At 66.6% G+C, this 21476-nt stretch carries 19 protein-coding genes; 7 read left to right on the top strand and 12 right to left on the bottom strand.

Translation table 11 applies throughout. The features are described 5' to 3' along the window. Positions 1 to 5 precede the first annotated feature (5 nt). From LQV39_RS25005 to LQV39_RS24995, 3 genes are all read left to right on the top strand, one after another. Complete coding sequence (locus LQV39_RS25005; RefSeq protein WP_230029901.1) at positions 6 to 338, top strand: DUF2946 family protein; 333 nt, start codon at positions 6 to 8, stop codon at positions 336 to 338. Between the two features lie 88 nt (positions 339 to 426). Then, complete coding sequence (locus tag LQV39_RS25000) at positions 427 to 2436, top strand: TonB-dependent receptor (RefSeq protein WP_230029900.1); 2010 nt, start codon at positions 427 to 429, stop codon at positions 2434 to 2436. Between the two features lie 126 nt (positions 2437 to 2562). Next, positions 2563 to 5223: an ATP-binding protein gene (locus LQV39_RS24995; RefSeq protein ID WP_230029899.1), complete on the top strand. Its 2661-nt coding sequence runs from the start codon at positions 2563 to 2565 to the stop codon at positions 5221 to 5223. A 154-nt stretch (positions 5224 to 5377) separates the two neighbouring features. On the opposite strand, the gene rlmD is transcribed toward LQV39_RS24995, so the two are convergent. From rlmD to LQV39_RS24960, 7 genes are all read right to left on the bottom strand, one after another. Then, positions 5378 to 6775 (bottom strand): 23S rRNA (uracil(1939)-C(5))-methyltransferase RlmD, encoded by a 1398-nt coding sequence (gene rlmD / locus LQV39_RS24990; protein WP_230029898.1) that lies wholly within the window; start codon positions 6773 to 6775, stop codon positions 5378 to 5380. Positions 6776 to 6961: 186 nt separating this feature from the next. Beyond that, positions 6962 to 7984 (bottom strand): RNA polymerase sigma factor RpoS, encoded by a 1023-nt coding sequence (rpoS, locus tag LQV39_RS24985; protein ID WP_230029897.1) that lies wholly within the window; start codon positions 7982 to 7984, stop codon positions 6962 to 6964. Positions 7985 to 7993: 9 nt separating this feature from the next. After that, positions 7994 to 8920, bottom strand: a complete 927-nt coding sequence (locus LQV39_RS24980) for a peptidoglycan DD-metalloendopeptidase family protein (RefSeq protein WP_230029896.1) — start codon at positions 8918 to 8920, stop codon at positions 7994 to 7996. Positions 8921 to 8954: 34 nt separating this feature from the next. Next, complete coding sequence (locus LQV39_RS24975) at positions 8955 to 9824, bottom strand: protein-L-isoaspartate(D-aspartate) O-methyltransferase (RefSeq protein WP_230029895.1); 870 nt, start codon at positions 9822 to 9824, stop codon at positions 8955 to 8957. Beyond that, positions 9821 to 10558 carry a 5'/3'-nucleotidase SurE gene (gene surE, locus LQV39_RS24970; RefSeq protein ID WP_230029894.1) on the bottom strand — a complete coding sequence of 246 codons (738 nt, stop codon included), beginning with the start codon at positions 10556 to 10558 and terminating at the stop codon, positions 9821 to 9823. Before surE ends, LQV39_RS24975 begins: the two co-directional genes overlap by 4 nt. A 189-nt stretch (positions 10559 to 10747) precedes the next feature. Further along, positions 10748 to 11806 carry a hypothetical protein gene (locus LQV39_RS24965; protein WP_230029893.1) on the bottom strand — a complete coding sequence of 353 codons (1059 nt, stop codon included), beginning with the start codon at positions 11804 to 11806 and terminating at the stop codon, positions 10748 to 10750. A 158-nt stretch (positions 11807 to 11964) separates the two neighbouring features. Next, the gene (locus LQV39_RS24960; RefSeq protein ID WP_230029892.1) at positions 11965 to 12573 is read right to left on the bottom strand and encodes a toll/interleukin-1 receptor domain-containing protein; all 609 of its coding nucleotides are present in this window, start codon (positions 12571 to 12573) and stop codon (positions 11965 to 11967) included. Positions 12574 to 12718: 145 nt separating this feature from the next. Between LQV39_RS24960 and LQV39_RS24955 the strand changes: the two genes are divergently transcribed. Together LQV39_RS24955 and LQV39_RS24950 are read left to right on the top strand one after the other, a co-directional pair. Beyond that, positions 12719 to 13705 (top strand): NADPH:quinone oxidoreductase family protein, encoded by a 987-nt coding sequence (locus tag LQV39_RS24955; RefSeq protein ID WP_230029891.1) that lies wholly within the window; start codon positions 12719 to 12721, stop codon positions 13703 to 13705. After that, complete coding sequence (locus tag LQV39_RS24950) at positions 13702 to 13950, top strand: MbcA/ParS/Xre antitoxin family protein (RefSeq protein WP_230029890.1); 249 nt, start codon at positions 13702 to 13704, stop codon at positions 13948 to 13950. The genes LQV39_RS24955 and LQV39_RS24950 overlap by 4 nt, the downstream gene beginning before the upstream one ends. A 5-nt stretch (positions 13951 to 13955) precedes the next feature. On the opposite strand, the gene LQV39_RS24945 is transcribed toward LQV39_RS24950, so the two are convergent. Beyond that, positions 13956 to 15437, bottom strand: coding sequence for a sodium:alanine symporter family protein (locus tag LQV39_RS24945; protein ID WP_230029889.1), 1482 nt, complete (start codon positions 15435 to 15437; stop codon positions 13956 to 13958). A 101-nt stretch (positions 15438 to 15538) separates the two neighbouring features. Between LQV39_RS24945 and LQV39_RS24940 the strand changes: the two genes are divergently transcribed. Beyond that, a complete protein-coding gene (locus LQV39_RS24940; RefSeq protein ID WP_230029888.1) occupies positions 15539 to 16228 on the top strand; it encodes an SOS response-associated peptidase in 690 nt (229 codons plus the stop codon). Between the two features lie 43 nt (positions 16229 to 16271). Here LQV39_RS24940 and LQV39_RS24935 read toward each other — a convergent pair whose 3' ends face one another. Next, positions 16272 to 18371, bottom strand: a complete 2100-nt coding sequence (locus LQV39_RS24935; protein ID WP_230029887.1) for an ATP-dependent DNA helicase — start codon at positions 18369 to 18371, stop codon at positions 16272 to 16274. A gap of 31 nt (positions 18372 to 18402) precedes the next feature. Further along, positions 18403 to 18603 (bottom strand): YdcH family protein, encoded by a 201-nt coding sequence (locus tag LQV39_RS24930; RefSeq protein ID WP_230029886.1) that lies wholly within the window; start codon positions 18601 to 18603, stop codon positions 18403 to 18405. Between the two features lie 155 nt (positions 18604 to 18758). Here LQV39_RS24930 and LQV39_RS24925 point away from each other — a divergent pair, with 155 nt between their 5' ends. Beyond that, positions 18759 to 19562, top strand: coding sequence for a PP2C family serine/threonine-protein phosphatase (locus LQV39_RS24925; protein ID WP_230029885.1), 804 nt, complete (start codon positions 18759 to 18761; stop codon positions 19560 to 19562). Positions 19563 to 19618: 56 nt separating this feature from the next. Here LQV39_RS24925 and LQV39_RS24920 read toward each other — a convergent pair whose 3' ends face one another. Together LQV39_RS24920 and zapE are read right to left on the bottom strand one after the other, a co-directional pair. Beyond that, positions 19619 to 20326 carry a hypothetical protein gene (locus tag LQV39_RS24920; RefSeq protein ID WP_230029884.1) on the bottom strand — a complete coding sequence of 236 codons (708 nt, stop codon included), beginning with the start codon at positions 20324 to 20326 and terminating at the stop codon, positions 19619 to 19621. Between the two features lie 31 nt (positions 20327 to 20357). Then, the gene (gene zapE, locus LQV39_RS24915; RefSeq protein ID WP_230029883.1) at positions 20358 to 21455 is read right to left on the bottom strand and encodes a cell division protein ZapE; all 1098 of its coding nucleotides are present in this window, start codon (positions 21453 to 21455) and stop codon (positions 20358 to 20360) included. Positions 21456 to 21476 lie beyond the last annotated feature (21 nt).

Raw genomic sequence — 21476 nt, 5'->3', positions numbered from 1 at the left:
GCTGGATGTCACGTAGCCTGGTCCATGTTTTACTGTCGCTGCTGCTGCTCGTTTCGCAGCAGCTGTCGCTGGGCCACGCCTACTCGCACTGGACCGACGTCCGCGAATCGCTGACCCAGCAGGCGGGCGAGAACGGCGGCAAGCCGTCCAAGCCGGTCCTGCACGAGCAGTGCGGCCAGTGCGCCGCCAGCGCCCAGGTCGCGTTCGCCCTGCCGGCCACGGTCCGGCAATTCATCCCCGCCGAGCTCGCGTACGCCGTCCCCACCCTGGCAGCGACGCCCGGCATCTGCCTGCTGGCAGCTTGCCCCTTCCAGCAGCGCGGCCCACCTCTGGCCTGATAACGCCGTTTCGCTTTACCCCGTCGCGCCGGTATCCGCCTGGATCCGGCCGCGCGGACCGTTATCCATTCGCTCGAGGTTTTAAACAATGAAAAAGATTCAACCGACGCTGCTCGCCAGCGCCATCCTGCTCGCCTACACCCCTGCTTTCGCGGACACCCCGCCTGACGCCGATCAAACCATCAACAACGGCAAGATCCAGCAAGTGGTCGTCACCGCCAATCCGCTGCGGAGCAGCGAGGGCGACCAGATCCTGGCCCCGGCCAAGGTGCTGGCCGGCGACGAACTGCGCGACAAGGTCGGCAGCTCGCTCGGCGAGACCCTGCAGAACGAACTCGGCGTGTCGGCCTCGGCCTTCGGCGCCGGCGCCTCGCGCCCCATCATCCGCGGCATGGAAGGCTCGCGCGTCAAGATGCTGGAAAACGGCATGGCGACCTCGGACGTGTCCGGTCTCTCGAACGACCACGCGGTGGCCTCCGAAGGCGCAGTCGCGCGCCAGATCGAGATCCTGCGCGGCCCCGCCGCCCTGCTCTACGGCTCCGGCGCGATCGGCGGCCTGGTCAACGTGGTCAACGAGCGCATCCCGACCGCGCTCGAAGACAAGCCCACCGGCCAGGTCGAGACCCGCTACAGCACCGTCGACAACGGCCGCAATGTCTCCGGCTCGCTGGACGGCGCGGCCGGCCATATCGGCATGCATATCGACGGCAACTGGCGCGACACCAACGACTACAAGATCCCCGGCAGCCGCGTGCTGAACGATCCTTCATCGGGCAGCGGCCGCCTGCCGGACAGCGATACCAGCGAGCGCAGCATCGGCGCCGGCGCTTCCTACATACACGACTGGGGCTATGTCGGCGTGTCGGCGAATCACTTGTCGAACAATTACGGCATCCCCAGCGAGGAAGGCTCGCGCATCGACCAGCGCCAGAACCGCTACGACCTCGACAGCCTGGTGCACGATCCCCTGAATGGCTTCGAGACCGCGCGCTTCAAGGCCGGCTTTACGGACTACCGCCACGCCGAGCTGGGCGAGGACCTGCAGCCGGAAGTCATCTTCAGCAACCGCTCCTTCGAATCGCGCCTGGAGCTGACGCACAAGCCGATCAGCGGTCTCCACGGCACCTTCGGCGTGCAGACCGAGAACACCCACTTCTCCGCGCTGTCGGCGGCGGGCGGGCCGGACACCGTGCCGGTCACGCACTCCACCTCGAGCGCCGCCTTCCTGGTCGAGGAAACGCATGTCGGGCCGGTGGCCGTGAACGCCGGCCTGCGCTACGAGAACGTGCGCCGCGAGCCGGTCGGCAACATCGAGCGCAGCTTCAACCTGGGCTCCGGCTCCATCGGCGCCCTGTGGCCCTTCATGCGCGGCTACAGCGCCGGCGCGACCCTGTCCTATGCCCAGCGCGCGCCGTCCACGGACGAGCTGTACTCGGGCGGCCCGCACGACGCCACCCTCACCTTCGACACCGGCGATGCGAACCTGAAGAAAGAAATCTCGCGCAACATCGAGCTGTCGGTGCAGAAGACCAGTGGCCTGCTGCGCTGGAAGGCGAACCTGTTCCGCAACAATGTGTCCGACTTCATCTACGGCCACATCACCGACCTGTCGCTGGACGAAGACGGCAACGCGGGCGGCGAGTTCCGCCAGCGCGTGTTCCAGCAGGCGCCGGCGCACATCCAGGGCGTGGAAGCCGAGCTGACCTGGAACCAGACCGGCATGGGCTGGAACGGCCGCCTGTTTGCCGACGGTTCACGCGGCAAGCTCGACATCGGCGAGAACCTGCCGCTGCAGCCGGCCGACCGCGTCGGCGCCAGCCTCGGTTACCGCCAGGCCGACTGGCGCGCCGGCCTGTCCTGGACCCATGCGCGCGGCCAGGACCGCCTTGCCGCCTTCGAAAGCACGCCGACGCCGGGCTACAACATGGTCGACGCCAACCTCTCGTACACGCAAAAACTGGAGAAGATGGACCTGACCTGGTTCCTGCTGGCGAAGAACCTGCTGAACAAGGACATTCGCCTGTCGACTTCGCTGCTGAAGGACATTTCGCCGCTGCCGGGACGAAACCTGGCCTTCGGCGTGCGCGCGCACTTCTAAGAGGAAATCGATCTTTTTTAGAAAGAAATTTCTCTTTTCAGCGAGAAAATCTATTTTTTCTCAGCCGCGATCCAGCTTATGCATTTGCGCATAGAATGACCACTTTCGGACTCGAAGGCGATCAGTATGGAAGCGGCTACGCGCGACTTTCATCTCCTCGACACGTCCGGCGCCGTGCGCGCCGGATACCACCTCCATAACTGGTCGGGTTCGCCCCTCGGGTCGCCCGACCAATGGGATCCTGCACTGCGTAACGCGGTCAGCGTGATCCTCGAATCCGAGTTCCCGATGGTCATCGCCTGGGGCCCCAGGCTGATCATGCTGTACAACGCCGCCTACATCTCCCTGCTCGACGGGCGGCATCCTTCCACGCTGGGCGCGCCCATCACCGAGGTCTGGCCCGAGCAATGGCCGGGCATGAAGCCGCTGGTCGACCGCGCCCTCGGCGGCCACTCCACCTACGGCGAAGACGTGCCGCACACGATACGGCGCGCCGGCAAGCCCTACCACGGCTGGTTCACGCTGGCCTACTCGCCGGTGCGCGACGGCGCCGGCACAGTGCGCGGCGTGCTGTGCGTGATCAGCGAAACCACCCCGCGCGTGCAGCTGGAACGCCGCCACGCCGTGCAGCTGCAGGTGGTCGACAGCCTGCGCCGCCTGCACCACCCCTCGGACATCGTCGAGTGCGCCTGCGCGATGCTCGGCAGGCACCTCGAACTCGACCACGCCTGCTACGTCGAAGGCGACGGCACCGGGGCCGGCTTCGAAGTGGTGCACGACTGGGCCCGCGACGGCGCCGCCGCGCTGGCCGGACGCCGCGCCCGCATCAAGGATTTCGGCCCGGCCGCGCTGGCCCTGCTGCGCACCGGCGCGCCGCTGGCGATCCGCGACACCACCACCGACCCGCGCCTGCCCCAGCACGGCGAGCGCTATGCCGCCGCCGGCGCGCGCGCGATCCTGGCGCTGCCGCGCCTGCGCCGCGGCCAGCTGCAGGCCGCCCTGGTCGGCTACGCCACCAGCGCGCGCGGCTGGGACGAGGAAGAATGCAAGCTGGCCGCCGACATCGCCGAGCGCAGCTGGGATGCGCTGGACCGGATGTCGGCCGAGCAGGCGCTGCGCAACGCCGTGGCGCGCCAGACCACGCTGCTGGACATGAACGAATTCCGCCTCGAGCTGGCCGACCTGCTGCGCCGCCTCGACGACCCGGCCCAGATCTTCGTCCAGACCAGCGCCATGCTGGGCCGCTTCCTGCAGGCCAGCCGTGTGCTCTACGGCGACTACGACGCCGATCGCCAGCTGCTGACCTTCCATTCGAACTACACGGACGGCATCGTCACCGACCTGAACGGCACCTTCCCGGCCCACCTGTTCGGCGCCGCCAACTTCAGCGCGCTGACCCAGGGCACGACCTGGGTCGCGAGCGACGTCCAGCGCGACCCGCGCACCGGCGGGCCGGACACCTGGCCGACCTATGCCTCGCTGCAGATTCGCTCCTGCGTGGTGGTGCCGGTGCACCGCAACGGCGCCCTGACCACCTGCATGTTCATCCACGACAACCTGCCGCGCGTGTGGAGCGCCGACATCGTGCGCCTGATGGAAGACGTGGCCGAGCGTTCCTGGAGCGCGCTGGAGCGCGTGCGCGCCGAGGAAGCGCTGCGCCTGGCCGACCGCCGCAAGGACGAGTTCCTGGCGATGCTGGCGCACGAGCTGCGCAACCCGCTGGCGCCCATTTCCGCCGCCGCCCAGCTGCTGAACATGGGCCCGCCGGACGGCGCGCGCGTCGAGCGCACCAGCGCCATCATCGCGCGCCAGGTGGCGCATATGACCGGGCTGATCGACGACCTGCTGGACGTCTCGCGCGTCACCCGCGGCCTGGTGGTGCTGGCGCGCGACCAGGTCGACCTGCGCCATGTCATCGACGACGCGGTCGAGCAGGTACGCCCGCTGATCGAAGCGCGTCGCCACCAGCTGACGCTGCAACTGGCGCCGGAAATCGGCCCGGTCTTCGTCCAGGGCGACCCCAAGCGCCTGATCCAGGTGATCGCCAACCTGCTGAACAACGCCGCCAAGTACACGCACGAAGGCGGCAAGCTGGCCGTGTGGATGGGCGCCACGCCCGACCACGTGCTGGTGAGCGTGAAGGACGACGGCATCGGCATCGCCGCCGACCTGCTGCCGACCGTGTTCGATTTGTTCTCGCAGGCCGAGCGCACCCCCGACCGCTCGCAGGGCGGCCTGGGCCTGGGCCTGGCGCTGGTAAAAAGCCTGGTCGAGCTGCACGGCGGGATGGTGACGGCGTCCAGCGAGGGCCGCAACATGGGCACCGAATTCACGGTGCGCCTGCCGCGTCTGCAGGCATCGATCGCCGCGGCGGGCGCCGCCCTGCCCCCGCCGGCCGCCGCCTCCGAAGGCGCGCAGGGCCTGAAGCTGATGCTGGTGGACGACAACGAAGACGCCGCCATGACCCTGGGCCTGCTGCTGGAGTCCTGCGGCCACACGGTGACGGTGGTGCACGATCCGCTCGAAGCCCTGGTGCGCGCCGGCGACGAACGCTTCGACGTGTTCCTGCTGGATATCGGACTACCGGGCATGAGCGGTGTGGAACTGGCGCGCCGCCTGCGCAAGCTGCCGGGCCAGGACGGCGCGGTGCTGATGGCGATTTCGGGATATGGGCAGCGCTCCGACCGCCACGATGCCGAAGAGGCGGGGTTTGACCGTTATTTCGTCAAGCCGGTGGATGCGGAGGAGCTGATGCAGGCATTGGGGGCAGTGACTGCCAAGCGCTAACCCGTCATGCTGGGAATTGCCCGACCTGACTTCCCGCGCCCTTAAAACCGTCATTCCCGCGGAGGCGGGAATCCAGGTTTGGATGAGTGGCCGCAAGCATACGCAAGTGGCCCGCGACTAACTTGGGTCCCCGCCTTCGCGGGGACGACGTTCTTTAGGCTTCCGGCGCCGCCGCTACTTCCTTCACCTCAAACTGCCGCGGCACAAAATCCTCCAGCAGATCGAACACCCCGATCGACTCCACGTGCGAGGTATGCGGGAACATGTTCGCAATGCCCGCCTTGCTCATCTTGTAGCCTGCGCGGTGCGTCAGGATGCCGGCGTCGCGCGCCAGGGTCGACGGGCTGCAGGACACGTAGACGATGCGCTTCGGCAGCAGCTCCGGATTCGTCAGGCGCAGTTCGGCCAGGGCCACGGCCAGCGCCACCGCGCCGTCGCGCGGCGGGTCGACCAGCATGCGGTCGAACTTGCCCAGTGCGATCAGGTCGTCCCTGGTGATCTCGAACAAGTTGCGCGTCGAGAAGCTGGTCTTGTCGGACAGGCCGTTGGCGCGCGCATTCTCCAGCGCGCGCGTGGTCAGCGCGGTGCTGCCCTCGATGCCCACCACCTCTTTCGCCTGGGTCGCCAGCGGCAGCGTGAAGTTGCCGAGGCCGCAGAACAGGTCGGCCACGCGGTCGTCCTTCTCCACTTGCAGCAGCCCCAGCGCCTTGTGCACCAGCAGGCGGTTGATCTGGTGGTTCACCTGGGTGAAATCGGTCGGCTTGAAGGGCATGCGGATGCCGAATTCCGGCAGCGTGTAGTACAGCTCTTTCTTGTTCGGGTAGTACGGATAGGCGGTATCCGGGCCCTTCGGCTGCAGCCACCACTCGATGTTCCACTGGTCGGCAAAGGCCTTCACCAGCACTTCGTCGGCGGCGCTCAACGGCGCCATGATGCGCAGCACCAGCACCGTGCTTTCCTCGCCGACGGCCAGTTCGATCTGCGGCATCTGCTGGTAGATCGACAGCGAGCCGATCAGCTCGCGCAGCGGCACCAGCATCTTCGCGACGTGCGGCGGCACGATGTAGCAGTTCGTCATGTCGGCGACGTAGCTGGAATGCCGTTCGTGGAAGCCGACCAGCATGCCGCCCTTCTTGGCCACGTGGCGCACCGACAGGCGCGCGCGGTAGCGGTAAGCCCAGGTTGGGCCGTACATTGGGCGCATGATGTTCTCGGCCCTGGTCTTGCCGATGTGCCAGAGGTTATCTTCCAGCACGCGCTGCTTCATCGCGACCTGGGCCGAAGGCTCCAGGTGCTGCATCGAGCAGCCGCCGCAATGCCAGAAGTGCTCGCACTTCGGTTCGACGCGCATAGCCGAGGCCTTCTTCAGCGTGACCATGCGGCCCGATTCCCAGTTCTTCTTCTTGCGCAGGGTTTCGAAGCTGACCGTCTCGCCCGGCAGCGCGCCTTCGACGAAAATCACCTTGCCCGGCGAGCCGTCCTCGTTCTCCAGGTGGCCGACGCCGCGCGCGTCCATGTCGAGGGATTTGATGTTGATGAAGGTTTCTTGCATGGGATAGAAGAAAAGCGAAACGGGAACACGCAGGTCGATGTGCCGCGCAATCAATCAACGTCATCCCCGCGCAGGCGGGGATCCAAGTTCGGCGCGTAGCCAAAGCAAGCGTTAGCACTGCTCGAACAAACTTGGGTTCCCGCCTTCGCGGGAACGACGGCGCTGGCCTTTCCGGCCAGCCAAACATCATAGCAAGGAATCGCGCACGACGCCACGTGCCGCCATCGCCCGCTTCAGCTTGACCAGCGCTTCCTGCTGGATCTGGCGCACCCGTTCGCGGGTCACGCCCATCTCTTCGGCCAGGGTTTCGAGGGTGGCGGGGTCGTCGTTGTCGAGGCCGAAGCGGCGCATCACCACCACGCGTTGCTTGTCCGGCAGCTTTTGCAGCCAGTCGCGCACCAGCAGGGTCATCTCGTGGTGCTCGGCGCGCGCGTCGGGGCTGACGTCGCCTTCGTCCGGCAACATGTCCATCAGGCTGGTCTGCGGGTCGTTGTCGAGCGGGGCGTCGAGCGAGGCCGCGTGCTCGGACAGGGCAAGGATGTCCTGCACCTCTTCCACCGGGCGCCCGACCAGGCTGGCGATGTCCTCGGCGCTGGCTTCCTTGCCGTCGTGGTGCTGGGCCTCCAGGTGGTATTTGGCGCGCAGCACCTGGTTCAGCTCGCGCACCATGTGCACCGGCAGGCGCACGGTGCGGGCCTGGTTCATGATGGCGCGCTCGATGCTCTGACGGATCCACCAGGTGGCGTAAGTCGAAAAACGGAATCCGCGCTCGGGCTCGAACTTGTCGATCGCGCGCATCAGGCCGATATTGCCCTCCTCGATCAGGTCGAGCAGGACCACGCCGCGGTTGATGTAGTGCTTGGCGATCGAGACGACCAGGCGCAGGTTATGCTCGATCATTTTTTGCCGGGCGGCAAAATCACCGGCCTTGGCCAGGGTCGCGTAATGCACTTCCTGCTCGGCCGTGAGCAGGGGCTTGGCGCCGATCCGGTTCAGGTAGTGCTGGGTGGTGTCGGTGGAGAGCTCGGCCTGCAGCACGCTCTTGAGCTCGTCGACGCCCTCGGCCGGCGCCGCCTGCCCTTCCGGCAGCATTTCCGCGCGCTCGCTGCCGTCGGCGCCGAACTCGCCGTCGCCCAGCGCTTCATCCGGTCCATCCTCCGGCGCGTTGTCCGGCATGTCCTGGTCCAACGGGTCGGGCGGCAGCGTCATTGGTCCTCGCTAACGACTGGGCAGGAACTTAGACGGGTCGACCGGCTTGCCCTGCTGGCGTATCTCGAAATGCAGTTTGACTGTGTCGGCATCGGAATCGCCCATCTCCGCGATCGCCTGGCCCTTGGCCACGCTATCGCCTTCCTTGACGAGGATTGCGCGGTTATGCGCATATGCCGACAGCAGGCTGTTGCTGTGCTTAACAATCACGAGATTACCATATCCGCGGATACCGCTCCCGGCGTACATCACCTTTCCGGGACCGGCGGCCATCACCTGCTGGCCGAGCCTGCCTGCGATATCGATGCCCTTGTTCTTGCCTTCGTCGAAGGTGGCGAGGATCCGGCCATTGGACGGCCACATCCAGCTCAGCTTCTCGTCGTCGTTGGCGGTCACGGTGCTGCCGGCGGACAGCCCGCCGGACGGACGCTCGGCGGCTTTCGGGTTGACGGCCGGGTTGTCGTCCTTCTGGGAATCCGCCAGGTTGCCTTCCGAATAGGCCTTCTTGTCGCCGCGCGGCGCGGTTTTCTTCGGCGGGACGGCCGGCTTCTCGGCGCCGGGCATGGTGACCGGATTGGTGCCGGCCAGGCCATTGTTGTTGCCGCGTTCAGGCGTCACGCGCAGCACCTGGCCGACCTTGATGTCGTCCGGGTCGGCGAGATTGTTCCAGGCGACGATGTCGCGATAATTCTGGCCGAAATCGAGCGCAATCTTCAGCAGGGTATCGCCCTTGCGGACGGTATAGCTGCCGCGCGCATCGGCTTTCGGTTCGTCGTTGACCGGGGCCGGCGCCGGCGCCGGGTGCGACACACGCGGGCCCTTGTTGGCGGCCGGCGGGGCCGGACGATCGATCACGGGCGCCTGGCGGGTTTCGGTGCTGCAGGCGCTCAGCACGATACTGATGGTCAGCAGGGCTAGGCGGGGTGTTGGTTTCATTCTCATCTAATTCTGTTACGACTTTCTGGCACTCTCAGACGGTGCCTGGCCGCAGCGGGACAAAATGGCAGGCTTCCAGCGTTTCGCTGGTCCATTCCGATTTGCCGGTGCGGGTGATGCGCTGCAGGTGCTGGACCTGCGCGCCGACGGGCGCCACCAGCCGGGCGCCGATGGCCAGCTGCTCGAGCAGTGCCCGCGGCACCTCGAGACCGGCCGCCGCAAGGATGATGCCGTCGAAGGGCGCCACTTGCGGCAGCCCAAGCATACCATCTCCGTATTGCAAGCGTAGATTTGCAATGCGCAAGGGTCTCAGGTTGGCCTTGGCCAGCTCATGCAGCGGCTTGATCCGCTCGATCGAGTATACCTCCTGCGCCACGCACGAGAGCACCGCGGCCTGGTAGCCGCAGCCTGTGCCGATCTCGAGCACGCGGCGCAAGGGTTGGCCGCTGCCCCTGAGCAACTCGATCATCCGCGCCACGATATAGGGCTGCGAAATCGTCTGGTTATGGCCGATCGGCAGCGATACGTCGGCATAAGCCTGGCTCGACAGGGCCGGTTCGATGAACATGTGGCGCGGCATGGTTTCCAGCGCGGCCAGCACCTGCCCGTCCTTGACGCCCTGGCGCGCGACATGGGCCGCCATAGCGCGGCGCGGCGCCTCGGTGGCGGCCAGGTCGGAGCGCTGCATGGTCTGCTGCGGCTGGACTGGCTGCGGCGCGCCGGATGCGGCGGGACGCGGACCCGGGCTCGGAGGCGGCGCCTGCCGGGTCTGGGCCTGGCTGGTGCGCGCGTTCTGGGTGGCCGTCTGCGGCGTCGCCACCGGCGTCGGCGCAGCAGGTTTTCGGGTGCTCGCGCCCGTCACGGACGACAGCGGCAAGGGAAAGGTGCTGCGCTTTTCAGTCATTTCAACCAGCCTCGCAGCGATTCCAGCTGTTCACGGTGGGTCAGGTCCACCTGCAGCGGTGTGATCGACACCCGTCCCTGGCTGGTGGCATGGAAGTCGGTGCCCTCGCCGGCGTCGCGGCAGGCGCCCGGCGCGCCGATCCAGAAGATCTCGCGGCCGCGCGGGTCCTGGCCGCGGATCACGGGCTCGGCCTGGTGGCGGCGCCCCAGCCGGGTCGCGGTCAGCGGCCCCATCTGGTCATAGGGCAGGTTCGGGATGTTTACGTTCAGCAGGAAGGGCGATTCCAGGATCTCGAAGTGGCGCAGCACGATGTCGCGGGCGACGCGCGCGGCCGATTCGACCTCGCTCCAGCCGCTGTGGACCTGCGAGAAGGCGATCGCCGGAATGCCGAACAGGTAAGCCTCGGTTGCCGCTGCCACCGTGCCAGAGTACAAGGTGTCGTCGCCCATGTTCTGGCCGTTGTTGACGCCGGAAACGACCAGGTCGGGCCGGTAATCCAGCATCCCGGTCAGGGCGATGTGCACGCAGTCGGTAGGCGTACCGTTGACAAAATAGAAACCGTTTGCAGCTTTCGACACCGACAGCGGCCGGTCCAGCGACAGCGAGTTGGAAGCGCCCGAACGATTGCTGTCGGGAGCGACCACCACGATGTCGGCGACCGCGGCAAGCGCGTCGGCCAGCGCCTGGATGCCAGGCGCGAGATAGCCGTCGTCGTTACTGATAAGGATTCGCATGCGTGCGATTTTACCTGAAGCAACGGCTGTATCGACGCCTGGGGCTGCACATTTATTGCTCATGGGGACGAAGCGCGTACTGCGCCGGCCGTTCCGCCTGCACCCGTCGCCACATAAGCGCGACCTGCCGTCGCGCATGCGCCACACCGGCGCCCGGCTCAGTCCGGCACTTTGCGTCTCGATTGCGGCTCAGTTACGGATCACGCGTCTGCCCTCTTCCATCGCGTGCAGCCCCTCTTCCAGCGCAATCACATGCTGTTCGAGGCGGCGTGCTGCCTCCAGTTCGTCGCCCTGCTGGCCCAGATAGAGCTGCCCCAGCCGCGCCAGCTCGCGCGCCAGCGGCGGCGCCTGGGTGTCGCCGGCGCGCTCGCGCAGCGCCGCCACCGCCTGCACCAGGCGCACCTCGGCCAGCGGCCGCCACGGAAAATGGCCGGGTTCCATCCACTCGAGCAGGGTCTCGATGCTGCGCGCCGGGCCCAGCCGGTCGCGCTCGGCGCCGCGCGGCGCAGGCAGGATGGCCTCGGCGATGCCGGCCTGCAGCAGCTGGACTTCGTCGAGATAACTGTCCAGGCCGACGCCATCCAGGCCGTAGCATTCGCCCAGCAGCGCTTCGAGCACCGGCTGGTAGCCAGGCTGGCCGCGGCCTTCGTGGCCGTGGCGCCAGCCGATCCGCCCCTCGACGGCGCCGTCCGGCGGCGTGGGCAGCGGATAGACCAGCAGCGGCCGCTGCTCGTCCTCGTGGCTGCAGCGGTAGTCGAGCGCGCGCCGCACCACGCCGCCAAGGCCGTCCAGGCTGCGCGGTTCCGGCGTGAACAATCCGACCATCTTGTCCGGCAGCAAAGCCGTGCAGACGCTGGTAGCGGCCGAGCGGCCGCTGCGGCAATCGACCAGCACATGGGCGAAGCGCCGCGTCAGGTGGGCGGCAAAGCTGCGGAACAGGGCCGGGCAGGCGCAGAACAGTGCATCCCAGTCGAGCCGGTCGACCCGCTCGCCGTAGCTGTCGTCGAAGCGGCCGGCGCGCATCAGGTAGAGAGGACGGGTATCGTCGACCCGTTCGAGGTAGTCGTCCCAGGCTATGCTCTCGAGCACCTGCTCGGCCAGCTCGCGCACTTCGTCGGCAGGCGCGCGTCCGAGCGCGTGCAGGCGCTCGCGGCAAGCTTCGAACAACTCGAGCACGCCCCCACGCTCGCCCTGCTGGCTGGGGAAATAATGGTGCAGCCCCGGCCCTTCGAGGTCCCAGTCGATCATCAGCACCGGCGTTTTTGCGTTTTTTCGCCCAGACAATAGCCATGCGGCATGAACAAGCGCGCGACTGCGCGCCCCGGCGCCATCGTACGCGTAAAACGTCGTCACCTCGCCGGCAAGCGCCGGCGCGGGGGTGATGCGATTCGTATCCATATTGCCTCTCATTTTTTGGGAAAGGTGGTATCCGTTATTTCGCGCCATGGGGGTGGGACAGCGGGAAGCTCGAATTGGTTGCAGTCGTGCCCCGGCGGCATGTATTTTTTCAAGCACTGGTAATGCGTGACGATGCGCCTAACCATCTTGTCGATGTCGGGCAGGAATTCGGGATTCGATTTCAGGTCGGCGGTCGCCATCGTGAAGCGGGAAAAATCGACGTAGAAGCTGGACTCGGTGATCTGCGGCGGCAGCTGGTCCGGATGCTGGGTCATGATCACGGGGATGATCAGGTGGCTGGGCAGCGCATACCACTTGCTGCGCTCCAGCTCCAGCTGGCGCATGGCCGCGTACTCGCGCCGCGTGTAGGCGTGGGCTTCGTACTTGGGCGTGTAAATCAGGATCATGCAGACGCTCTCGCACATCGCGCGCGCGATCTTGTGATCGAGGTCGTCGCCGCCGCCGAGCTGTTCAACGTCGACGAACAGTTCGTCCTCGTTGTCGAAGTAGGGCTCGAGGTAGCAGCGCAGGGCGTCGGCCAGGGTGGCCTTGAAGCGCTGCATGAGCTCATGCCGCCCATGGGCATAGCTGAAGAAACAGCCGTAACGGATCGCCATCGCTCCCCCTATATCGCCGCCACCGGCAGCGGACCAGCTGACTCTACCAACGCATGCATGATGCATGTTGTGGCAGCACAAGCGACCCTGCCGGACTCGGCGGAACTGCCTTGCGGCATAATCCCGTCTTTCAGAAGGAGAAAAAATGAAAGCCGTCGTATGCAAGGCCTGGGGGCCACCGGACAATTTAGTCGTGGAAAACGTCGCGGACCTGATCCCGGCTGCCGGCCAGGCGGTGGTCGACGTGAAGGCGGCCGGGGTCAATTTCCCGGACGTGCTGACCGTGCAGGGCAAGTACCAGGTGAAGCCCGAGCTGCCCTTCACGCCGGGCAACGAGTTCGCCGGCATCGTGCGCGCGGTGGGCGACGGCGTCACCGGCTTCAAGGCCGGCGACCGCGTGATCGGCTTCACCCGCACCGGCGCCTTCGCCGAGCAGGCGCTGGCGCCGGCCGAAGCGCTGATGCCGATCCCGCCCGGGATGGGCTTCGAGGTCGCCGCCGCCATCACCCTCACCTACGGCACCTCGCACCACGCCATCGTCGACCGCGGCGCCCTGCAGCCCGGCGAGACCATGCTGGTGCTGGGCGCGGCCGGCGGCGTCGGCCTGGCGGCCATCGAGATCGGCAAGGCCCTCGGCGCGCGTGTGATCGCGGCCGCATCCAGCCCCGAGAAGCTGGCGGTGTGCAAGGCCCATGGCGCCGACGTCCTGGTCGACTACACGAAGGAAGACCTGCGCGAGGCGCTCAAGGCGGCCACCGACGGCCGCGGCCCGGACGTGATCTACGACCCGGTCGGCGGCGTCTACAGCGAGCCGGCGCTGCGGGCTATCGCCTGGCGCGGACGGCACCTGGTGGTCGGCTTCGCCAACGGCGAGATCCCCAGGCTGCCGTGGAACCTGATGCTGCTGAAAGGCGCCTCGGTGGTCGGCGTGTTCTGGGGCGACTTCGTGCGCCGCGAGCCGAAGGCCAACCTGGCGGCGATGCGCCAGATGCTGGGCTGGATGGCGGAAGGCAAGCTGCGGCCACTGGTGTCGCGGCGCTATGCCTTGCAGGATACGGCGCAGGCGCTGAACGACATGGCCGAGCGCAAGGTGACGGGCAAGGTCGTCATCGTACCGGGAGAGACGGCATGAGTGAGGAGCAATTGAATCCGGACGGCCTGGCCGCCCTGCGCGCCCGCTTCGAGCAGCAGTCGCGCAAGGCCCAGGCCTATTACACCGTCATGCACGCCGTGCGCGCCGTGCTCGGGAACGACGATGCGGCGAGCAACTGGATGGAGGCGCCGCTGGCCGCGCTGGACGGCAGGACGCCGGCCCAGCTGGTGGGCGAAGGCCATGCGGACGAGGTGCTGGCCCACGTCCGCACGCTGAAGGCCTAGGCCCCTCAGGCCGCCGGCGTGGTCTCGCGGGCCGGGGCTTCGCCGGCGCGCCGTTCGGCCGCGCGCTTTTCCCAGTAGTGGGCATTGCTGATGCCCAGCGCCACCGGATCGAATTCCGGATCCTTCCCGAGCGCCTTCTGCGCCTCGTAGTCGCGCAGGCACTTGAAGGCCGTGTTGCGCATCAGCAGAATGGCGACGATGTTCAGCCAGGCCATCAGGCCCACGCCCAGGTCGCCCAGCCCCCACGCCGCCTCGGCCGTCTTCACGGTGCCGTACACGGTCGCCGCGATGATCGCCAGCTTCAGCAGGAAGTTCATCCACGGCCGCGGTGTGTGACGGTTGAGGTAGGCGATATTGGTTTCGGCGATGTAGTAGTAGGCGACGATGGTGGTGAAGGCGAAGAACAGCAGGGCCAGCGCGACGAAGATCGAACCAAAGCCCGGCAGCACGTTCTCCAGCGCCGTCTGCACGTAGCCCGGGCCGGCCGCCACGTTCTGCACGCCCTGGTAGATGTGGCTGCCGTCGGCGCGCTCGACGTTGTACTGCCCGGTAATGAGCAGCATGAAGGCGGTTGCCGAGCACACGAACAGGGTGTCGATGTAGACCGAGAAGCCCTGCACCAGGCCCTGCTTGGCCGGATGGCTTACTTCCGCCGCCGACGAGGCGTGCGGGCCGGTGCCCTGCCCCGCTTCGTTCGAGTACACGCCGCGCTTGACGCCCCACTGGATCGCCATGCCGAGGATGGCGCCGAAGGCCGGTTCCATGCCGAAGGCCGAGCTGAAGATCAGTTTGACGACGTGCGGCAGCTGGCCGATGTTCAGGAAGATGATGACGACCGCCACGATGATGTAGGCCAGCGCCATGAAGGGCACGACGACTTCGGCAAAGCTGGCGATCCGCTTGACGCCGCCGAAGATGATGAAGCCCAGCACGATGGCCAGCGCGGCGGCGGTGACGTTCGGGTCGATGCCGAGGGCGGTCTTCAGGCCCTCGGCGATCGAATTCGCCTGCACGCCCGGCAGCAGCACGCCGGTAGCGAGCACGGTGACGGCCGCGAACAGCCAGGCATACCATTTCACGCCCAGGCCCTTTTCGATGTAGAAGGCCGGTCCGCCGCGGTATTCGCGGTTGATCTGCTCCTTGTAGACCTGGCCCAGGGTCGATTCGACGAAGGCCGAGCTGGCGCCGAGGAAGGCGACCGCCCACATCCAGAACACGGCGCCCGGACCGCCGAAGGTGATCGCGGTGGCCACGCCGGCGATGTTGCCGGTGCCGACACGCCCCGCCAGCGTCATCGCCAGCGCCTGGAAGGACGACACGCCCTGGTCGGAGCTCTTACCCTCCATCATCAGCCGCGTCATCTCGCGCATGTGGCGCACCTGCAGGAAGCGCGACCGGATCGAAAAATACAGTCCGGCGCCCAGGCAGAGCGCAATCAGGGCCGGACTCCAGACGTAGCCGTTAATGGCGTTGACCAACTCGTTCATCGATGATTACTCCTTGGCATGCAATCCAGACAAGATACCCGATGCGCTTGTGCTTGCCTAACACTTTTTCCGCGGGAACCGCCGCCTGCTATGATGACGCCATGTGCGTCAATTACCGCCCTCCCCTTCCCGAGCAGCTGGACATGGTCCTCGGCACCCTGGTCGACCTTTATCGCGACTGGGACTGGCCGACGGAAACCTGGAAAGACTACCTGGCGCCCATCGTGCGCACGGACGCCGATAACCAGCGCATGCTGAGCCTGGCCAGCTACGGCATGGTCCCGCGCCGCCACATCCCGGCCGGCGTGAAGGTCTTCGACACGATGAATGCGCGCGCCGAGTCGATCGGCGAGAAGCGCTCGTTTGCGCCGGCCTGGCATCGCACGCAGCTGTGCGCGGTGCCGATGACCTGCTTCTACGAACCGAATTACGAGAGCGGGAAAGCCGAGCGCTTCGGCATCGGCATGGAGGATGAAGCGCCCTTCTTCGTGGCGGGTCTGTGGCGCGAGTGGAAAGAGGCGGACGGGAAGGTCGGCACCTCCTTCACCCAGATCACCATCAACGCCGACGAGCATCCGCTGATGAAGCGCTTCCACAAGCCGGGCGACGAGAAGCGCGCGCTGGTGGTGTTGCCGCCGGAAGACGTCGATGCCTGGCTGGCCTGCCGCGACCCGGAACTGGCGCGCAGCTTCCTGCGGCATTATCCGGCCGAGCGGATGAAGGCTTGGGCGGCGCCGGCGCCGCCGCGGGCGAAAAAAGCGGTGGTGCCGGAAACGGGATCGCTGTTTTGATCCGTGCGTTAACTTGGATCCCCGCCTGCGCGGGGACGACGGGTTATGCGTCCGGTTCCGGCTTCTGCTTGTAAAAATCGATGACGTCCGCCTGCACCCGCGTACGCCTAAACGGCGGCAGGCTCTGCCAGATGCGGCGCCCATAAGGCTTGCTGATCACGCGCGGGTCGCACAGCATCAGCACGCCGCGGTCGTCGACGTCGCGGATCAGGCGGCCGGCGCCCTGCTTCAGGTTGATGATCGCTTCCGGCAGCGTGTGGTGCACGAAGCCGTTCATGCCCTTCTTTTCCATCACTTCGATGCGCGCCGCCAGCACCGGATCGTCCGGCGGGGCGAAAGGCAGCTTGTCGATGATGACCAGGGACAGCGCCTCGCCGCGCACGTCCACGCCTTCCCAGAAGCTCTGGCTGCCCACCAGCACGGCGTTGCCGGCGGTGCGGAAGGAGTCCAGCAGCTCGGTGCGGCCGCGCTCGCCCTGCACGAACAGTGGGAATTCCAGGCCGCGCGCCGCGAACTCTTCGCGCAGGCGCTCGGCCACGCGGTTCACCGCGCGGATCGTGGTGCACAGGAAGAAGGTGCGCCCGCCCGCCGCTTCGATGACCGGCAGCGCCGCGTCGACCACGGCGTCCGTATAGCCCATCGTGTTCGGTTCCGGCAGGCCGGTCGGCACGTAAAGGATGCCCTGCTCCTGGTAATCGAAGGGGCTGGGCCAGGTGCGCGCCGGCTCGCCGGTCATGCCCATCTGCGACGTGAAGTGCTTGAAGTCGCTCTTCACCGCCAGCGTCGCCGAGGTGAAGATCCAGCTGCGCGGCGTGCCGGCGCGCTGGCCCGCAAAGATCGGCGCGATCGACAGCGGGGTCTTGTGCAGCTGCAGCGAGGACGAAAAGGCCTCGACCCACAGCACCGCATCGGCGCCGGCGAACTGGCTGTAATCCTTCTCCTTCGGGTCCTTCTTGACCGGCGCCTGCTTCCAGTCCTTGAAGTTTTCCAGCAGTTCCACCGCGCGCACGCGGCACTGCTCCAGGGTCTCGGCGCGCTCGGCGTTCTCTTCCAGCACGTCGACCATGCCCTCGAGTTCTTCCTTCAGCTTTTCCAGCGCCGGGAAGAAGTCCGAGCTCGGCGGAATCTGCGGCAGCGACAGGCGGGTGCCGCCTTCCGGGAAGGTCAGGCGCAGGTCGCGCGCGGCCTTCTCGACCACCATCACCACCTTGGCCCAGTCCGGGCCGCCGCGCGCATGCGCCAGGCCTTCGGCCAGCACGTCGCGGCACAGCTCCAGCACCTGCGAGGTCGAGACCGTGGTGCCGAAGAACAGGGTCGCCACTTCCGGCAGCTGGTGCGCCTCGTCGAAGACGATGGTGTTGGCAGACGGCAGCAGCTCGGCCATGCCGCCCTCCTTCAGGGCGACGTCGGCAAAGAACAGGTGGTGGTTGACCACGACCACGTCGGCCTGCTGGGCCTCGCGGCGCGCCTTCATCACGAAGCAGTCCTGGTAGTACTGGCATTCCTGGCCCACGCAGTTTTCGCGGGTCGAGGTCACCAGGTTCCACACGGATGCGGTTTCGGGAACTTTCGCCAGCTCGGCCTTGTCGCCCGAGTTGCTCATCTTGATGAAGCGGGAGATTTCGCGCAGGTGGCCGACGTCGTCGCGCGAGGTCAGGCGCCCGTTCTGCAGCGTACGTTCCAGGTTGTAATGGCAGACGTAGTTGGCGCGGCCTTTCAGCAGCGCCACCGAGACCGGCGCGCGCAGCGCCTGGCGCACGTTCGGAATGTCGCGCGAGAACAGCTGGTCCTGCAGGTTCTTGGTGCCGGTGGAGATGATGGTCTTGCCGCCCCACAGCAGCGCCGGAACGAGATACGCGAAGGTCTTGCCCGTGCCGGTGCCGGCCTCGGCGATGAGCGTGCCCTGGTTGCTTATGGCGTCGGCGATCGCCTTGGCCATCTCGGTTTGCGACTGGCGCGGCTTGAAGCTGCCGACGGCGGGCGCGAGCGGGCCGCCGGCGCCGAAGATGCGGTCGACTTCGGCATCGTATTTACCCGGCGCAGCGGATTCGGCCGCGTCGGGCGCGGCGGCATCGGCCTTGTCGGCAGTGTTCGCAGGAACGGGCTCGCCGGCAAGGCCGGACAGGGGCAGGTGATCGGTCAAAATAGGAATCTGGCGGTGAAAGACTGACAGCTTACGCTGGCACGTCCGGCACCAACTGCATTTTCAGCAAAGTGATGTGGTCCTTCAGCTGCAGCTTGCGCTTCTTCAGACGGCGCAGCTGTAACTGGTCGGAATGGCCGTCCCGCGTCAGCATGTCGATGACAGCGTCGAGGTCGCGGTGTTCCACGTCGAGTTCAACAATACGGCGGTGGATCTCCTGGACGTCGATCATGTTGGCATTTCCGAACTTAAGAGCTGTTGCTGGGGGTGGGAGGACGCGATTCTTCGTTACGGCTTGCAACTGTAGTACAAACCAGTGCATAGTTTAATCTACGCCGACGTTGCCGCCAACAAAGTTCGGCAAGCCGGTATCGGAAAGCCACGTTTATGAGTTCATACAAGTTAGAAGCGGGAACCGCGCAGCACATCGGCAACCGCCCGCAGCAGAACGACCGGGTCGCATTGATGACGGGGGCGCGCGCTCCCGGCTATGTGCTGGCGGTCCTGTCCGACGGCATCGCCGGCGCGGCGGCCTCGGAGCAGGTCCTGCACACGGCCAAGCAGGTGTTCGACCTGTTCAAGCCCGGCGACCATCCGGACGTCGAGCGCCTGGAGCAACTGCTGCGCGACATCGTGCAGGAGACGCACATGGTCATCAAGATGAACGCGGTGACGACCAAGCTCGATGCCCACGCCAGCTTCGTCGGCCTGCTGCTCTCGCCGCATGGCGAGGCCGTGTGGGCGCACGTGGGCGACTCGCGCCTCTACCACTTCCAGAACGGCGCCTGCCTGGCGCGCACCGGCGACCTTGAATACGTCGAGCACCTGGTCTCGACCGACCGCCTGCCGCCGGAAGCCGCGAAGAACCACCGCAAGTCCAAGCTGCTGGTGAATGTGCTGGGCAATGGCCGCAAGGACCCTTACGTCACGATCGGCCACCACACGGGCCTGGGCGCCGGCGACGTGTTCCTTCTCGCCTCCGACGGGCTGTGGCACTTCTTTACCGATGCCGAACTGGGCGCCGCCACGTCACGGGCGACGCCGCGCCAGGCATCGGAGATGCTGATCAACAAGGCTGGCGAGCGTTCGCAGGGCAAGGGTGGGAACTGCACCATGGCGATCTTGAAGCTGGTGCGGCCGCCGCAGGATGCGGGGAATTACACCGTGCAGAAGTTGAAGCGCGCGGTTTGATGCGCGTCGTGGGCACGTGATTGATGCCCCCGGCATCAATCACCCCACGCATACGATTATTGTGCCGGCGGGGCCGGATTCGCCGCTTTCGCTGCCCTCGCCGCCTCTTCCTCGGCCTTCTTCGCCAACTTCGCGGCGCGCTCCGCCTTCTTGCGCGCCACGTCGCGCTGGCGCTCTTCCACTTCGGCCTTGCGGCGCTCGAAATCGCGCACGTTCTGGGCGCGCTTCGGCGCATCGGCCGCTTCCCTGGCCTGGGCCGCCTTCAGTTTCGCATTGCGCTCGGCCACGCGGCCCGGCACGGTCGGTGCGCGCGGCGCCGGCGCTTCTTCTACCGGCCGGCTCGGCTGCGGCGGCTGGGCTGCCAGGGCCGCCTCTTCCTCGCGGTATTTCTTCTCGGCCTCGGCCAGCTTGCGGTCGCGCTCGTCGACCACGGCCTGGCGCTTGAAGCGCTCGGCCTGCACCTCGATCGCGCGCTGGGCCGCCAGGGCGCTGCGGCGGCGTTCCTTGGCTTCGTCGAGGCAGCGGTTGACGAAGAACTTGTCGTAGCAAACCCGTTCGCGCTCGGCAAAGCGGGCTTCGATACCGGCGCGTTCGCGCGCCACCGCGGCCAGCTGCTGGTCGGCTTGCGCCACGGAGCTCACCGGCGGCGGCGGCGCTTCGCGCGGGGCCGGACGGTTGGTGCCGCAGGCGGCCAGCAGCAGAGACAGCACTGCAGCGGGCAGGAAGGTGGACTGCATACGGCGCAGGAACAAATCGGCTTTCATCGTCTTCTTGTTTTCCTTTTCGATGGGAAGGTCACGCGAGCGCGTCGGCGGCGCCGCGGCGCTCGGCCAGCATGTACTCGCGCGATTGCATCTCAATGATACGCGACACCGTGCGATGGAACTCGTTCGACATCGCGCCCTGCGTGTACAGCTCCTCCGGCGCGACCTCGGCCGACATGATCAGCTTGACCTTGTGGTCGTAGAACACGTCGATCAGCCATGTGAAGCGGCGCGCCTCCGAAGACATCGAGGCCGACATGCGCGGCACGCCGGACAGGATCACGGTGTGGAAGCGGCTCGCCAGTTCCAGGTAGTCGTTCTGCGAGCGCGGGCCGCCGCACAGGGTCGCGAAATCGAACCAGATCGCGCCGCCGGCGTGGCGCAGGGCGCGGATCTCGCGCTGCTCGATGTGCACGATCGGATTCTCGTCGGCGGTGTCGGCGACCTTGGCCCAGGTGTCGCGCAGCATGTGGTCGCTGGCCGCGTTCAGCGGCGTGTAATAGGCCTGCACCTGCTCCAGCGCGCGGTGGCGGTAGTCGATGCCGGCGTCGACGTTCATCACGTCCAGCTTTTCCTTCAGCAGCGCGATGGTCGGCAGCATGCGGTCGCGGTGCAGGCCGTCCGGGTAGAGCTTGTCCGGGTCGTAGTTCGAGGTCATCACGAAGGAGACGCCGAGATCGAACAGGGCCGAGAGCAGGTTGTACATGATCATCGCGTCGGCGACGTCGCTGACGTGGAATTCGTCGAAGCAGATCAGGCGGTACTTCTTGGCGATGCGTTTGGCGACTTCGATCAGCGGGTCTTCGACGCCTTTCAGCTCGTCGAGCTGGCGGTGCACGGCGCGCATGAATTCGTGGAAGTGCAGGCGCGTCTTGCGCACCACCGGCACCACCGAATAGAAGCTGTCCATTAGAAAGGACTTGCCGCGCCCCACTCCGCCCCACATGTAAACGCCTTGCGGCACGTCGGGACGGTTGATGAGGCGCTTGAAAGCGGACGACCGCTGGGCCTTGTAATGGACCCAGTCGTCGTACGCCTGCTGGAGACGGTCCACCGCGCGCTGCTGGGCCGCATCGGACTTGAAGCCGCGCTCGGTGAGGGCGTGCTGGTAATACTCTTGGACGTTCATATCGGGACAACGGTAAAAACA

The organism is Massilia sp. Bi118, from assembly GCF_918697865.1.
Classification (GTDB): domain Bacteria; phylum Pseudomonadota; class Gammaproteobacteria; order Burkholderiales; family Burkholderiaceae_D; genus Telluria.
Note: the sequence above shows the minus strand (reverse complement) of the source record. Positions and strands in the feature narration are given on the sequence as shown.

Bases quoted from the DNA above. Each gene is read 5' to 3' on its own strand.
- LQV39_RS25000 (WP_230029900.1), top strand. From the start codon at position 427: ATGAAAAAGATTCAACCGACGCTGCTCGCCAGCGCCATCCTGCTCGCC.
- LQV39_RS24925 (WP_230029885.1), top strand. From the start codon at position 18,759: ATGAGTTCATACAAGTTAGAAGCGGGAACCGCGCAGCACATCGGCAAC.
- surE (WP_230029894.1), bottom strand. From the start codon at position 10,558: ATGCGAATCCTTATCAGTAACGACGACGGCTATCTCGCGCCTGGCATC.
- LQV39_RS24920 (WP_230029884.1), bottom strand. From the start codon at position 20,326: ATGAAAGCCGATTTGTTCCTGCGCCGTATGCAGTCCACCTTCCTGCCC.
- LQV39_RS24950 (WP_230029890.1), top strand. From the start codon at position 13,702: ATGAGTGAGGAGCAATTGAATCCGGACGGCCTGGCCGCCCTGCGCGCC.
- rpoS (WP_230029897.1), bottom strand. From the start codon at position 7,984: ATGACGCTGCCGCCCGACCCGTTGGACCAGGACATGCCGGACAACGCG.
- LQV39_RS24960 (WP_230029892.1), bottom strand. From the start codon at position 12,573: ATGGCGATCCGTTACGGCTGTTTCTTCAGCTATGCCCATGGGCGGCAT.
- LQV39_RS24955 (WP_230029891.1), top strand. From the start codon at position 12,719: ATGAAAGCCGTCGTATGCAAGGCCTGGGGGCCACCGGACAATTTAGTC.
- LQV39_RS24945 (WP_230029889.1), bottom strand. From the start codon at position 15,437: ATGAACGAGTTGGTCAACGCCATTAACGGCTACGTCTGGAGTCCGGCC.
- rlmD (WP_230029898.1), bottom strand. From the start codon at position 6,775: ATGCAAGAAACCTTCATCAACATCAAATCCCTCGACATGGACGCGCGC.
- zapE (WP_230029883.1), bottom strand. From the start codon at position 21,455: ATGAACGTCCAAGAGTATTACCAGCACGCCCTCACCGAGCGCGGCTTC.
- LQV39_RS24995 (WP_230029899.1), top strand. From the start codon at position 2,563: ATGGAAGCGGCTACGCGCGACTTTCATCTCCTCGACACGTCCGGCGCC.
- LQV39_RS24940 (WP_230029888.1), top strand. From the start codon at position 15,539: ATGTGCGTCAATTACCGCCCTCCCCTTCCCGAGCAGCTGGACATGGTC.
- LQV39_RS24965 (WP_230029893.1), bottom strand. From the start codon at position 11,806: ATGATCGACTGGGACCTCGAAGGGCCGGGGCTGCACCATTATTTCCCC.
- LQV39_RS24980 (WP_230029896.1), bottom strand. From the start codon at position 8,920: ATGAAACCAACACCCCGCCTAGCCCTGCTGACCATCAGTATCGTGCTG.
- LQV39_RS24930 (WP_230029886.1), bottom strand. From the start codon at position 18,603: ATGATCGACGTCCAGGAGATCCACCGCCGTATTGTTGAACTCGACGTG.
- LQV39_RS24975 (WP_230029895.1), bottom strand. From the start codon at position 9,824: ATGACTGAAAAGCGCAGCACCTTTCCCTTGCCGCTGTCGTCCGTGACG.
- LQV39_RS25005 (WP_230029901.1), top strand. From the start codon at position 6: ATGTCACGTAGCCTGGTCCATGTTTTACTGTCGCTGCTGCTGCTCGTT.